15 protein-coding genes are annotated in these 13,956 nt (G+C 30.5%); 9 read left to right on the top strand and 6 right to left on the bottom strand.

What is annotated here, in order from left to right; translation table 11 throughout:
• Nucleotides 1–457 precede the first annotated feature (457 nt).
• The 3 genes from queA (at nucleotide 458) to V9L04_RS19510 (ending at nucleotide 2,870) form a co-directional block, all read left to right on the top strand.
• Complete coding sequence (gene queA, locus V9L04_RS19520; protein WP_338791613.1) at nucleotides 458–1,465, top strand: tRNA preQ1(34) S-adenosylmethionine ribosyltransferase-isomerase QueA; 1,008 nt, start codon at nucleotides 458–460, stop codon at nucleotides 1,463–1,465.
• A gap of 146 nt (nucleotides 1,466–1,611) precedes the next feature.
• On the top strand, nucleotides 1,612–1,989 hold the full coding sequence (locus V9L04_RS19515) for a TerB family tellurite resistance protein (protein ID WP_338791612.1): 378 nt from the start codon (nucleotides 1,612–1,614) through the stop codon (nucleotides 1,987–1,989).
• Between the two features lie 20 nt (nucleotides 1,990–2,009).
• Nucleotides 2,010–2,870: a DUF1570 domain-containing protein gene (locus tag V9L04_RS19510; protein WP_338791611.1), complete on the top strand. Its 861-nt coding sequence runs from the start codon at nucleotides 2,010–2,012 to the stop codon at nucleotides 2,868–2,870.
• A gap of 84 nt (nucleotides 2,871–2,954) precedes the next feature.
• Here the strand turns inward: V9L04_RS19510 and V9L04_RS19505 are convergent, their stop codons facing one another.
• The 3 genes from V9L04_RS19505 to V9L04_RS19495 all read right to left on the bottom strand — a co-directional run bounded on the left by V9L04_RS19505 (nucleotide 2,955) and on the right by V9L04_RS19495 (nucleotide 6,089).
• Complete coding sequence (locus V9L04_RS19505; protein ID WP_338791610.1) at nucleotides 2,955–3,374, bottom strand: response regulator; 420 nt, start codon at nucleotides 3,372–3,374, stop codon at nucleotides 2,955–2,957.
• The gene (locus tag V9L04_RS19500; protein WP_338791609.1) at nucleotides 3,364–4,779 is read right to left on the bottom strand and encodes a CHASE3 domain-containing protein; all 1,416 of its coding nucleotides are present in this window, start codon (nucleotides 4,777–4,779) and stop codon (nucleotides 3,364–3,366) included. The genes V9L04_RS19505 and V9L04_RS19500 overlap by 11 nt, the downstream gene beginning before the upstream one ends.
• A gap of 176 nt (nucleotides 4,780–4,955) precedes the next feature.
• Nucleotides 4,956–6,089: an SPFH domain-containing protein gene (locus V9L04_RS19495; RefSeq protein ID WP_338791608.1), complete on the bottom strand. Its 1,134-nt coding sequence runs from the start codon at nucleotides 6,087–6,089 to the stop codon at nucleotides 4,956–4,958.
• A 904-nt stretch (nucleotides 6,090–6,993) separates the two neighbouring features.
• Between V9L04_RS19495 and V9L04_RS19490 the strand changes: the two genes are divergently transcribed.
• The 6 genes from V9L04_RS19490 to V9L04_RS19465 all read left to right on the top strand — a co-directional run bounded on the left by V9L04_RS19490 (nucleotide 6,994) and on the right by V9L04_RS19465 (nucleotide 11,041).
• The gene (locus tag V9L04_RS19490) at nucleotides 6,994–7,248 is read left to right on the top strand and encodes a ubiquitin-like domain-containing protein (protein ID WP_338791607.1); all 255 of its coding nucleotides are present in this window, start codon (nucleotides 6,994–6,996) and stop codon (nucleotides 7,246–7,248) included.
• A 169-nt stretch (nucleotides 7,249–7,417) separates the two neighbouring features.
• Nucleotides 7,418–8,026, top strand: coding sequence for a hypothetical protein (locus tag V9L04_RS19485; protein WP_338791606.1), 609 nt, complete (start codon nucleotides 7,418–7,420; stop codon nucleotides 8,024–8,026).
• A 136-nt stretch (nucleotides 8,027–8,162) separates the two neighbouring features.
• Nucleotides 8,163–8,714, top strand: coding sequence for a YfiT family bacillithiol transferase (locus V9L04_RS19480; RefSeq protein WP_338791605.1), 552 nt, complete (start codon nucleotides 8,163–8,165; stop codon nucleotides 8,712–8,714).
• Between the two features lie 360 nt (nucleotides 8,715–9,074).
• Nucleotides 9,075–9,986 carry a DUF2911 domain-containing protein gene (locus V9L04_RS19475; RefSeq protein WP_338791604.1) on the top strand — a complete coding sequence of 304 codons (912 nt, stop codon included), beginning with the start codon at nucleotides 9,075–9,077 and terminating at the stop codon, nucleotides 9,984–9,986.
• 30 nt (nucleotides 9,987–10,016) lie between these two features.
• Nucleotides 10,017–10,427: a hypothetical protein gene (locus V9L04_RS19470; protein ID WP_338791603.1), complete on the top strand. Its 411-nt coding sequence runs from the start codon at nucleotides 10,017–10,019 to the stop codon at nucleotides 10,425–10,427.
• Between the two features lie 56 nt (nucleotides 10,428–10,483).
• Nucleotides 10,484–11,041, top strand: coding sequence for a PAS domain-containing protein (locus V9L04_RS19465; RefSeq protein ID WP_338791602.1), 558 nt, complete (start codon nucleotides 10,484–10,486; stop codon nucleotides 11,039–11,041).
• A gap of 325 nt (nucleotides 11,042–11,366) precedes the next feature.
• On the opposite strand, the gene tatC is transcribed toward V9L04_RS19465, so the two are convergent.
• The 3 genes from tatC to V9L04_RS19450 form a co-directional block, all read right to left on the bottom strand.
• On the bottom strand, nucleotides 11,367–12,251 hold the full coding sequence (tatC, locus tag V9L04_RS19460; protein ID WP_338791601.1) for a twin-arginine translocase subunit TatC: 885 nt from the start codon (nucleotides 12,249–12,251) through the stop codon (nucleotides 11,367–11,369).
• Between the two features lie 136 nt (nucleotides 12,252–12,387).
• Nucleotides 12,388–13,185 (bottom strand): hypothetical protein, encoded by a 798-nt coding sequence (locus V9L04_RS19455; RefSeq protein WP_338791600.1) that lies wholly within the window; start codon nucleotides 13,183–13,185, stop codon nucleotides 12,388–12,390.
• Between the two features lie 69 nt (nucleotides 13,186–13,254).
• Nucleotides 13,255–13,833 carry a DUF4178 domain-containing protein gene (locus V9L04_RS19450; RefSeq protein WP_338791599.1) on the bottom strand — a complete coding sequence of 193 codons (579 nt, stop codon included), beginning with the start codon at nucleotides 13,831–13,833 and terminating at the stop codon, nucleotides 13,255–13,257.
• Nucleotides 13,834–13,956: the final 123 nt, after the last annotated feature.

The raw sequence follows: 13,956 nt of genomic DNA, 5'->3' as shown, positions 1-13,956 counted from the left end.
GATAATTATTCAATAAGTAATTATAAACTGAAAAGATAACAAACTCAATTAAAAATCCACAATTATGATAAATCAATTAGAAATTAAGATTGGTTTAAGTAAGTATAACTTCATTTCTCAATACATTAAAAAAAGAAAATTAAAATTTGAAGATTATTTTTATCTAAAAATTGGCTCTGTATTATATTTTTATGAAAAATAATTTGAGCATAAACTAACTATTCTGTATTTTTGTAGTTAGTTTCGATAATTGTTATCTAATTTGAAGCAAGCTAAAAGTATTTTTTTCTAGTATTTTTATTTTATTCATCTTAGAAAACACACTTTTATTTTTTGAAACTTAGTATATAAAGTATAATCCATCAACCCAAAACCTACAACTATTATCAAAGCACCTGGTTACAAATCTACGAAACGCTATAAATTATCGTCATTCAAGTTTGATTTACCTCAAGAATTGACAGCGAAATACCCTACTGATAATCGTGATGACTCTCGCCTTATGGTTGTCCATAGGGATACAGGCGTTATCGAACACAAAATGTTCAAAGATGTATTAGATTATTTTGGGGAAGGCGACAAAATGATTATGAACGACACAATGGTTTTTCCTGCTCGTTTGTATGGCTACAAAGAAAAAACAAATGCCAAAATTGAAGTTTTCTTATTGAGAGAATTAAATTCGACATCACACCTTTGGGATGTGCTTGTTGATCCAGCTCGTAAAATTAGAGTGGGTAACAAACTATTTTTTGGAGACGGAGAACTAGTAGCAGAAGTTATCGATAATACTACTTCAAGAGGTCGTACTATTCGTTTTTTATACGATGGCGAGCCTGAAGAGTTTTATAAAACATTAGAAGAGCTAGGAGAAACTCCTCTTCCTCGTGAAATTGGTAGAGAAGCCGAAGAATCAGACAAAGAACGTTACCAAACTATATTTGCAAACAAAAAGGGTGCAGTTGCAGCTCCTACGGCTGGTCTTCACTTTACACCTCAACTTCAAAAAAGATTACAATTACAAGGAACAAGTTTTCATCCAATTACTCTTCATTTGGGTTTGGGAATGTTTCGTCAAGTAGAAGTAGAAGATTTGACAAAACATAAAATGGATTCTGAAAACTTTGAAGTAGGAGAAGAAACTGTAAAGGCTGTAAATGAAGCAATTGATGCCAAGAAGAAAATTTGTGCCGTGGGTACTACTTCTTTACGTGCTTTAGAGTCATCTGTTTCTGCAAATGACCATTTGAAACCAAATGGAGGCTGGACAGACAAGTTTATTTTTCCTCCTTACGAATTCAAAATTTGTAATGCTCTCATCTCTAACTTTCACTATCCACAATCTACTCTACTAATGATGAATTGTGCCTTTGGTGGTTACGAATTAGTCATGGAAGCATACGAATTAGCTATTAAAGAAAAATATCGTTTCTTTAGTTATGGTGATGCAATGCTTATTATATAAACTAGATTAAGCAGAAAAACTCAATTTCTTATTTAATTCAACTAATTAATTAGAAATTGAAACAAAATCTACAAAAATCCTTTTATTTATGATAATAAAAGGATTTTTTATTTGATAAAATCACTAGTAATTTTAAATTTATAATAATGAACAAAGAACGTTTATATGATGCTTTTGGCGAGCTGATTTATGCACTTGCTATGGCAGATGGACTTATCCAACCAGAAGAAATACACGCCTTAAATACTATTTTACAAGGACATCCTTGGGCTTCTCAAATAAAATGGTCTTTTAATTATGAAGCCAGTAAAAAACTTGACTTGAAAGAGGTTTATAAAAAGGCTTTAGATACATTTACACAACACGGACAAGATGAGGAATATGTTTACTTAATAGAAATTTTGCAAAAAGTAGCTAAAGCAAGTGATGGAATTGATGCCGTAGAACAAGAGATAATTGAGCTTTTTCAAAAAGACTTGAAAGAAAATTTTATTATTGAAATGGAAAAAAGACAGTTAGTTTAAAAAAATAATTCTAAAAAGTGATGCTAAATTTATTCAAACCTCCTATCTCTCTAAAAAAATGGATAGGCATTGCTTTTTTACTACTCATTTTTTGGCTAATTCTACTCACTTTTCTTTATGCCCCAACACTAATTCGAAGTATCTTTTTGAAAGATTTGTATTTAGATAAATTAAAATTCGAACAGACTGATATTTATGTAAATCCTGCAATGAATAAAGAGGAACGACAAAATATCATTATTCTTTATAAAAAATCAAGAATTCGTATTGATTCACTTTTTGGAAGTAGTCGGGCACGACCTTCTATTTTAGTAGGAACTACTAATGAAGTAATGCAACGTTTTGGTAATTCCAATGCTCAAGGACAGACAGGAATGACTCATCTGACTCCTTTTGGAACTTACATTATTCTTTCTCCTGAAGGAACAAATATCGATGTTTTGAGTCACGAACTCTCTCATGCTGAACTTATTGAAAGATTAGGTTGGCAAACAAGAAGAAATAAAATACCTATTTGGTTTGATGAAGGTTTGGCTATGCTTGTAGATAAACGCTTTGAATATTGGACAACTTTACAACAAGATTGGCGAAATCTTATAGATATAGAAAAAAATGATTCTAATATCAATTCAAATTCTGATTTTTATTCTACTACTCCTTTAGACTCAGATTCTTTGTCTCTTTCATCTTTTGAATTACAAAACCTTCAAACAACAGAGCAGTTTTTTACGGAAAATGCTCAAATACATTACTTTTTATCACAAGAAGAAGTTGCTCGTTGGTATACTGAAAAAGGACAAAAAGGACTTTTACAATTGATTGAAAATTTGAAAGAAAATAGTTTTGAAGATAGTTATAATGTAGAAAAATCTACCCAATAATATTAAAAAAAATATATTTGATAGGTTTCTAAAAACTACAAAGCAGGATTTTACTTCTGATTTTATACATCTAATTCTATTTTCTTATTTTACCTTCTCAGGATATACTTCTCTTATAATATGTTTCAAAGCTTCATTGGTAAGAGGTTTTTGAGAATATGATTTTATTTCCTCATATTTTGTTATATTTTGACGTTCAATGTCAGGCGCAGAAGTAGAAAGCATACAAACTACAACTCCTTTTTTCTGTTCTTTATCTAATTTTTTGTATTCTTCCAAAAAGTCCCAACCATTCAAACCTGGCATGTTTATGTCTAAAAAGATAAGGTCTGGATTAGGATATTCTCCATTTTCCTTCGTTTGCAAATAATCAAGAGCTTCTTGCGCTCCCAATTTTACTACAATCTCATTAGTTACGTCAGCTTTCTTGATTACTCTGCTGTGAATATAATTATCAGCTTCAGAGTCGTCAATAAGCAAGATTTTATTTAATTTAGATTTCATAGTTGTTGTGATTTAGGTTTTTAGAAATAGTAAAATAAAATGTAGTCCCTTCATCAATTTGAGACCTAACACCTATTTTACCCTTGTGTAAAGAAACTATTTTTTTACAAAATGCAAGTCCAATTCCTTGTCCTTCATATTTTGAATTACGATGCAATTTAGCAAAAATACCAAATATTTTTTTCTGATGTTCTTCTGGAATACCAATACCATTATCTTTAACAGCAAATTTCCATCTTTGGGACTGTTCTTCTACTGAAATTTCTATTACTGGAGGTGTATTTTCTTTACTGAACTTTAGAGCATTAGTTATAAGATTTTGAAAAAGTTGCCTTATTTCTAAACTAAAACCTTCAATAGTAGGAAGTCTATCATAAGAAATAGTAGCCTGTTTTTTTTCAATTAATAATGATAAATCTTTTTTAAGATCATATAAAAGAACATTTAATTCTATTTTTTCAATTTCACTAGATTTTCCAATTCTTGAATAATTAAGAATTCCATCAATCATATTTTTCATTCTTTCAGCAGCCGAAGTAATAAAGTTAAAATTTTGCTTTGCTTCTGCGTCAAATTTATCTCCATAATCTTCTTCAAGTATAGTTATCATACTTGTAATAGTACGCAACGGCTCATTCAAATCGTGAGAGGCAATATAAGCAAAACGCTCTAACTGTTCATTTTTTTCTTTTAAAGTCTCTCTTCTTTGCTCTAATTCTGTATTTGATGCCACCAAATTATCAATGAGAGGACGCAGAATAGAATAAATATTATAAAAGATAAATAACATAGCAATTGAAGCAACAATTTGTATTGCTAAAATTATTTTATTGAGAATAATAATTTCTTCTCTACTTTCTTGAAAATCTTCATACGTTTCTTTACCTAATTTTTTGATTTGAGTCCTTATTCCATCCATCGTTCTTTTGCCTGTTCCCGTCTTTACTACTTCTATAGCTTTCTCTGATTGATTATTTTCTATATAATAAATAGTTGTTTTTATTTTATCATATTTTTTAGTTATGAGTATTTTTACACTATCTAAATTATTTTTAAAATTAGGATTTTGACTGGGATAATTTTCTATTTCTTTTAATGCTTTAGCTGTTTTTTCGATAGATTCATAATAAGGTTCTAAATATTTTTTATCGGTTGTAATTACAAATCCTCTTTGTCCTGTTTCTGCATCTTGCATAGAAGACAAGAGATCACCTAATTCATTTTCTAAAACTAAAATATCATTTAATCTTTTTTGAACATTATTTTCAATATTCTGAGAAACAAAATATCCTACTAAAAGAATAAGTATAAGTCCTAAACCAATAGATAAAGTACGGACAATCCTACGGCTTTCTATTTGTTTCTTATGAATTTTTTTGTCTTGTTGAGGCTTTTGAAAGGGCATAAAAATAAAGTAGATTAAAAAATAAGTCTAAAAAATGAGATAGAAAAATAGCTATTTACTAAAAAGTTCCTATTTGTTACAAACAACAAATAGGAACTCTCAGATACAACTCAAAAAATATATTTTGGTTATAAATTTACAGTTAAATTTTAAGCTCTACTATTAAAAACCTTTTTTTACATAGGTGGTGGTGGCAATGGTGGTGGCACACTTCCAAAAAAGCCTTGTAGTTCTGCTACTTTTTCGGCTGCTGCCCATTCTGCCATTCCTGCTTTCCATACATAAGAAGTACGAGTAATTTGTCCACTTTGTATCATCTTTTGTAATTCTGCTAATGGAAAAGGACCTGCTTGTTGTCCATCTAGATGTACATGAAAGGACACCATGGGAGGTGGAGTGCTGTTGTGCTGCTGACCTTGATTTTGGTTCTGTTGTTGATTTTGCATTTGGTTAGACATTTGGTTTGCCATTGCCATCCCCATTCCCATACTCAGACCCTCATTTCCTCCATTCGGATTATTGGCAGAATCTTCCATAGCTTGTCCCATTTTGAACTGCGTATAATTATTAAGATTTCCTTGCATAGAACGTCCCATAATTTCCATTTCATTTCTTTGGTCAAGAACTTTCTGTACATGGTCTGGCAAAGACATATTCTCTACTAGAAAATCAGTAATATCTACACCATAACGGTCAAAGTCTAATACTAATTTTTTCTTAATCATTGCTCCCAATTCATCATAATTAGCAGCTAAGTCTAAAAATGGAATTTTGCTCTCTCCTAACCCATCTGTAAATTGCTTGACAACCAAACTTTTTAGTTTAGTAGTAATTTCTTCTGTCGTAAAATGCCCATCAGTTCCTACTATATCAATAAGAAAACGACTTGGTTCAATAACTTTAAAATCAAAACTACCAAAAGCACGAATTTCGATTCCCATAGAGCCTAATTCTGCATCTCTAACACGAATTGGATTGCGAGTTCCCCATTTATTATCCACAAAAGGGCGCATATTGACAAAATAAACTTCTGCTTTAAAAGGACTATTGAATCCATATTTCCAACTTTTTAGGGTTGTCAAAACAGGCATGTTTTGTGTTGAAAGCTCATACCTCCCAGGAGGAAAAACATCTGCTAATTGTCCTTCATTAATAAAAACAGCTTGCTGACCTTCTCTAACAGTAAGTTGCGCTCCATATTTGATTTCGTTTCCATCTCTATTGAATCTGTAAACAATTGTATCTCTGCTATTGTCTATCCATTCAATGACATCGATAAATTGTCCACTAATTTTATCCCAAAGTCCCATAAAAAAGTAATTTAGTTAGTAATTGATAAATTTGATTTATAAACTGATTTGTCAAAATCAGTTCTTAATTTACAAAAAAGAAATAAAAAATCCCATTTCTGAAATAGTTTTTCAAAAAAGGGATTTATTCAATAGCTCTTTTTGTATTATATTTTTGAGCAAAAATGAATTACAGATTTACTTAAAAATACCTTTCAAGATACGACGTATAATGATTCCTATAATAATTTTTTTCCAGTCGATGCGCTTTAAGATAAGCCAAATTAGATTTAACATAATGGTATGGTGTTATGAGTTGATGTATAGATTTTGAACGGAGTTTCAATAATTTTTCTAAATACTAATATAAATACTAAACAGTATAAAATTTTGCATTTCTACTAAAAACACAATTAAATATACGGTTTATTTTTATAGGAACGAAAAATCAAGCCAAAAGTTATTATAAAAAATGTTACTTCCAATTGGTATTGATTTTAAAAAAGTGACTATTTTTGAAAAATAGCATTTAAAACAAAGTATTTTCTTAGATGCAAAATGCTGCATTTTAGAATAAAAAAGACTCTGTTTTAGCACAACAAACAAAATATAAAAACCCTAAATCACTTGTATATCAATTGATTAAGCAGCACAAGTTCAGATTAACTAAACAAAATCTTAAAAACTTACGTTTGAAAATAGATTTTGAAACTGTAAATCTGTAAATTTGTCTATCTAGTAGAACTTATTCTATTTAGAATTAGTATAAGCAATAGAAAAATATTTTACAAACTATTTTTGCATAATTGATAGCAATTCATTTTCTTAGTAGCTTATATAAAATGAGCAGAATAAACCTAATGGTTTAAGGTTTAGTTAGACAAATTCATAAAAAAAATTCTTACAAAAATATATAATTCCAGACATGGCAGACGTAAACGTAAACTTTGTACACCCAACTGATGGACGCATGATTAGCGCAACTTTAGATGACACAATGAGTGTACAGGAAATTATAGGCGAACTTATTACACATGATTTTATCAAAAATAGTCAGCAAGGATATAATCTGGCTATAAAAGGAGGAAACCGTATGCTTAACCACCAAACATTAGGACAGGCAGGTATCACTCACGGAACTACTTTTAGAGTAATTCCAGCAACTGATGCAGGAAGATAAATTTAGATTTTAGCAGGAATACAAATTCAAAAGTCGAAACTCAAAATTGGAAAAACTAATTTAGAAGTAAAGACCCTACCTCAAAGTTTAAATAAAATATTAATAATCTAGGTTATACGCTCATTACAATCAATAGGTCACTGTATAACTGATAACTGATAACTGAAAAATGGCTACTCCTCAAGAAATACGAAATCGTCGTTTGGCGAATGATTATAAAGAAATGGAAAATATTAGTGGCTCATTGCTTTCTTTTGAGCCACTTGTGGGTAATCCACCGTATGTAGAAGAATATGAAGTAACAATTTTTGTACGAAGTATTATTGATACACAGCCTACTTATCGTAATCAACATAAACTCAAAATCACTCTTCCAGAGGCCTATCCACAAGCTCCACCACAACTAGAATTGCTTGATGAACCATTTGTTTATCATCCCAACTGGTTTAAAAATGGACGCTGGTGTTATGGAACTTGGGAAATGTCAGAAGGTTTGGGAAGACACATGATTCGCATGATTCGTACCTTACAATACGATATGGAAATTACCAACGAACACAGTCCAGCTAACGAAGAGGCTCGTAATTGGTATTTGCGTATGCGAAATAGTGGTATTTTTCCATGTGATAAACAAGAAATGCCTGACCCAACTAAAGAACGTGCAGCAAAGAAAAGCTCAGGATTCAAAATTACTGGATTTGGTATAGATGCAGCAGAAAAACCACAAGAAACTCCGTCTACACAAGAAGATAAAAGAGGTGGATTCAGAATTCATTAAATTATATGTAACGCAGACTCTAAGGAATAAGAATTAAGTAAACTACTATTTTCAAACATTCAATTAAGTGGTAATCAATAAATTAAATTCGTAATTGTTCCTAAGTCTGCGTTATGTGTTTAAATTTTATTTATAAATGGACAAAATAGAATTAGACAACCTCAAATATCCAATTGGAGACTTTGAGAAACCAATACTGATATACCCAGAAGCTAAAGATTTAGTTTTGGATTGGAAAAATGATATTGCTAGTTTTCCGATGCGACTAAAAGCAGCAATTCTTAACTTGCCTGAAGAAACATTAAACTGGAAATATCGTCCTCAAGGTTGGACAATCAAACAAGTTATTCATCATTGTTCAGATAGTCATCTTAATGCCTTAGTTCGTTTCAAGCTAACTCTTACTGAAGAAGAGCCAACTATAAAGCCCTATTTAGAAGATAAATGGGCAGAACTGCAAGACATGACTTTACCTGTTGAAGTTTCAATTTCTATTTTGGAAGGAATTCATAAAAAGCTGCATATAATTATTGAATCTTTGTCTGAATCTGATTTGGAAAAACGTTTTTTTCATCCAGAACATCAAATTTATTTTACACTTTTTGAACTTGTTGCCAATTATGCTTGGCATTCAAATCATCATTTGGCACATATCAAACAGGCTATTGAATCAGAAGGAAAGTATTAAAAATTTATATTTTAAAACTTATTCAATTCAAAAAAATCAAGGACTAAAGAGCATAATAAATTTAGCTGCTTTTTTAGTACCTTGTAACAAAAGTAATTTAACGTTTTTTTTGTGTTGAACTCCTCAGAAGTTAAATGAAACACTTCCAATGCACAACAAAATAAAAACTGTACTGTTTTTGCCCATTATCGACAGAGTTAAAGTTAAAAGGGATCTAAACTAGCTGACTTATTGTTTTCTACTTCTAAACAGCTTTAGCTCTTAATGAAGTTAAAAGTGTCTGATAAAAATAAAACAATCAATTCAAAAAATAGGTTTGATTCGCTATAACTATTAAAGAAAAATCGTAATTTTATCAAAATGAAAAGTAATTTCATAAAAAACGCCCTAGTCATTCTCTTTTTTTTAGTTTCTTTTTCTGCTTTAGCACAAGAGAAGGGACAAGCCAATGATATTTCGGAAGAGGAAGAAAAACTAGAACTTCCACGCAAGAGTTCGATTTCTACATTAATGCAAGAAATTGGCTTGACAGAATTTTTTGTTCGTTATAGTCGTCCGAGTGTAAAAGGACGTAAAAAACATATTTGGGGCGAACTAGTGCCTTATGGAAAAGTCTGGAGAGCAGGAGCAAATGAAGCTACAACCATAGAATTTTCTAGTGATGTCAAAATAAATGGTAAACCTTTAAAAAAAGGCAAGTATGCTATTTTTGTTATTCCACAAAAAAGGGGAGATTGGACTTTCATTTTTAATACAGCTATAGATTCTTGGGGAAAAGAAGCCTATAATCAAGAAAATGATGTTTTGAGAGTAAATGCAACCGTTGAAAAATCAAAATTTCAGGAAACTTTAGCTTATGATTTTGATAAAATATTAGAAAATGAAGCTACTTTTATTTTGCGTTGGGAATGTAAATTAGCACGAATTACAATCCAAGTAAATACAGTAGAGGAAGCAAAGAAAAATATTGCTTCTGCCATTTCAAAATATCCAAACGATTGGCAAGTGCTTGTAAGAAGTGCATCTTATTACAAAAGTGAAAATATAGAACTTCGCCAAGCCTTAGAATGGGCAAACCAATCTATCAAACTCAAAAACGACCATTATTTACCTTACTGGGTAAAATCTGAAATTTTAGCTCTACAAAACGATTACAAAGGGGCAGTAGAAAGTGCCCAAAAAGCATTAGAAGCAGGAAAAGATGACACCAATTTTATTTATGCTCAAACTATTCAATCACAAATTGACAACTGGCTTTCGAAAATAAATTAATTTAATAAAAATCCCCTCCCCTCAATTACAATGAAAGATTATAAAAGTAAATATGTAGAACGTTCTCTTGATGAAGAAAAACAAATCTTAACTTCAACATGGTTGGAAACTACCAAAGACATGAATAATGAGGAGTTTAAAGAAGAAATGCAAAAATTAGTAGAAATAATAAAAGAAAAAAACATAAAATTTATTTTATCTATTACTAAAGACCTAAACTTTCCAATAACTCCAGAGTTACAAAATTGGGTTTTAGAAGTTATTGCTCCACAGTTTACAGAAGCTAAAATTGAAAAACAAGCTATGATTATTCCAAAAGAACTGATAGCTCAGTTATCAATCGAACAAACTATTGATGATGTAGAAAGCTCAAAACACTCTCATCAATCAAAATTGTTTAGTGATATAGAAGAAGCCAAAAAATGGTTTTTTAATGATTAAAAATGAATTAAAAACCAATTTATTTCTTTTTTACAGATAACTAATAAGTCAATAAAATGAAGCAAGAATTATCGAATATGATGGGTTTGGATATTTATCTTTCAAGTTTAGATAGAAAAGAGTCTGACAAAATCAGAAATCAAATAAAACCTTCAATTACAGAATTTAAGCCTCTTTTGGGTTGGGATGTTTCTATTATAAGTTCTTTTGATGTTACTAAAAAAGAATTAGACATACAAAAAATAAAAGTGTTTGCAGAAAAGTATAAGTGGAAAAATGATATAGATGCAATATTTTTAAATAATCATTTTGAAGCTATTGTACTCACTGATTCATTAGAAAAAATTTTGTGGGTAAATGAAGGCTTTACAAAAATGACAGGCTATTCAAAAAAATTTGCTATTAATAAACAACCTTCTTTCTTACAAGGAGAATTGACTTCAAAAGAATCAAGAAAGGAAGTCAAAATGAATCTTCAAAAAAGAAAACCTTTTAAAATATCAGTTGTCAATTATAAAAAAGATAAAACGCCTTATACTTGTCAAGTTCAAATTTTTCCTCTTTATTCTAATCAAGTCACTCATTTTATGGCTCTAGAAACACAAATAAGATAAATAATCAGAAAGCCTCATCTTTTGAAAATTTAAAAGATGAGGTTTTAAATTCCTAAAAAATAGCTCCAAATAAAGTTTGTGATTTAATTAAAATTATTATTTCTTCAAGATTCTGATACATTTTAATCTTCAAAGTTTGGCATATTAGACATACCCTTTTTACTTGGCTCAATTAAAAATGAAAGGGTGATTACGAGAAAACCACAGACCACGAAATAGCAACGTAGATAATCTGTGAAGGCTTTTGTTTATTTAGCTATGATTTTGAATCTCATAAATAAAAAAGCTAGAAGAAATAAAAAATCGAATAAAACTAGAAATTATTTTATTCCATTTGTCTTAATTTCTCAGCTTTTGCAATTGCTATATTTCTTTTCTTTTGAATAGAAGCCGAAATAAGAATACTTATTTCATACAAAATCCAAATAGGAATTCCGATTAAACACTGACTAATTACGTCTGGAGGAGTAATAAGAGCTGAAATAAATAAAATAACAACAATAGAATGTTTTCGATAAGCTCTCATTAATTCAGGTGTAACAATTCCGACTTGTGATAGGAAAAATACTACAATAGGAAGTTGAAACATAAGTCCACAGCCTAAGGTCAGCATAGCTACTGTAGTTACATAGGAAGAAATATCAATTTCATTGAGAATAGTTGCATCAACTTGATAATTAGAAAGAAAGTTAATAGACAAAGGAGTAATTAAGAAATAGCCAAAAAGAACACCAATAGCAAATAAAAGAGATACAAAAAAAGTAGCTCCTCGTGCTACATTGCGCTCTTCATTATATAGAGCAGGTGCAACAAAACGCCAAATTTCCCAAAAAACATACGGAAATGCACACATAAAACCAAAGGCTATTGAAGCTGCAATATGCATGGTAAACTGTCCTGTCATTACACGGTTTTGAATAATAAAAGGCAAGTTATCAATACAAGTAAGGCTAGAAAGCTGACAAAAAAATTGATAGGTAAGAAAGTTACTTTTTGAAGGACCTAAAATAATCTTACCAAAAACAATATCCTTTGCTATAAAAGCAACTGCTGTAAAAACCAAAATAGCCAATACAGCACGAATAACATGCCAACGCAATTCTTCCAAATGGTCTAAAATACCCATTTCTTTTGAGCTATTAGCAGATGAAGAAGTTGAAGGCAAAGAAGTATTTGTATTTTGTACTAAAGTTGTTTCTGAGTTATTCATTGAATATTATCTTTATACTATGCTGGTTTTGTCGTTGTACTGACTATTCTGCAAATATACACATTAAAAAAAATCCTTTTCTAATTCAATGTAAAATTAGAAAAGGATTTAATTATAAAAAATCTAAATAAGGGATTTATTTCCCTCCACCTGAAGATGAACGAGAACGAGAAGAAGAACCTGTACTTCTACTAGAACGAGACGAAGATCCACTAGAACGGCTAGAGCGAGTATAAGAACCTGTACTACTACGAGAAACTTTACTAGCTACATTTGATTTGAATCTACTCTTTGAGTTCATTGCTTGTGATGTTGCCGAACCAGAACCATACGCACGAGTTCCACTTGAAGTAGTTCCATAATAAGGTCTTGAACCTCTATAATTACGGTTGTAGTCATTGTATGAATTTCTGTAAATAGGACGACTACTCATCATTCCAAACATACTGCTCATAAAAGCATATTGTCCGTAAAACGCCCAAAAACTATTTCCTGAACTATTTGTTTGCCAAGAACCATAACGCTGATTTCCTACATAATTATTATAACCAGGAGGAGAAGGGATTTTTGAAACTTTTCCATCTTCATTTTTAGACAGAAGTTCCATTCCCATGTTATCTAAGTTTTTGTTAAATGTTTCTTCTGAAACAGTCACCCAAGTTGAAAGAGAATCACGCACTATTTTTCCACCTGTTGTGTCTTTAGCAGGCAAAATAAATTTGTATTGATGTTTGTGAATGTCGCTTCCAAATGTTTTCTCTTCCAAGTCCATATCATATAAAAGGACTGAATAAGTTTTATACTTATCCAAATCACGAGTGTAGTTATCAACTGGGTCTTTGACAACCTTTTCAGAACTTCCACAAGAAGTCAGGAAAGAAGAAAAAACGACTAAGAAAGCAATTAAAATATGTTGAAGATATTGAATTTTCATGTTTTTATAAAATTGATTTAAAACTAATAAGATAAATTTTGGTAAATGTTAGTTTGAATTATTTTGAAATTATAGAATGGCAGGAGGCTCACTAGAAGGAATGATATTAGAAAATTCATATTCTTCTACATATTCTCCAATGTAGGCTTCAAAGTCTCGCTCGCCAAATTGTTCTATAAAAAGAGCTTTCTCTTCATCGTCATCGTAATAATCCCACGTAATCATTTCAACAGATTTTTCACGCTCTGTTGTGGCTGTGTTTCTATAATATCCAGGGCTTTCATTATCACGATAATATTTTACACCTTCATAAGTAATTGTTTTGGGAGGGCGTTCGTTTTCTGCAATCTGGTCATCCAAATCTTCGCCTAATTTCATTAGACGAATTTTATTTGTTACTGCAATTTCTAATTCGCCATCGTTTTCCAAACTCAAATAAATTTCATCATTAGAGCTGCGTAATAAATAGGAATATGAAAATTCATTATCGCCCCAGTCATACTCATATTCTTCGGCTACTTCCCATGTTTTTGCATCATATTCTAAGAAAAAACCCACACGAATATCTATAATTCGAATATGATTTGGGTCGTAATGAGGAGCATTATCTTCTTCTTTTTTCTTCTTTTTAAAAAATCCGAAAGCCATATAGTTAGTGATTGTATAGTTGGAAAAATTTCTTTGTGACTACTTCTATTTTTAGATAGTTTTAAGTCAAGTTCTAAAATTAATGAATTTAGTTTTATTAAAACGTAAACTGAACTGATTTTG

It is taken from the genome of Bernardetia sp. MNP-M8, assembly GCF_037126285.1.
Taxonomy (GTDB): Bacteria; Bacteroidota; Bacteroidia; order Cytophagales; family Bernardetiaceae; genus Bernardetia.
Note: the sequence above shows the minus strand (reverse complement) of the source record. Positions and strands in the feature narration are given on the sequence as shown.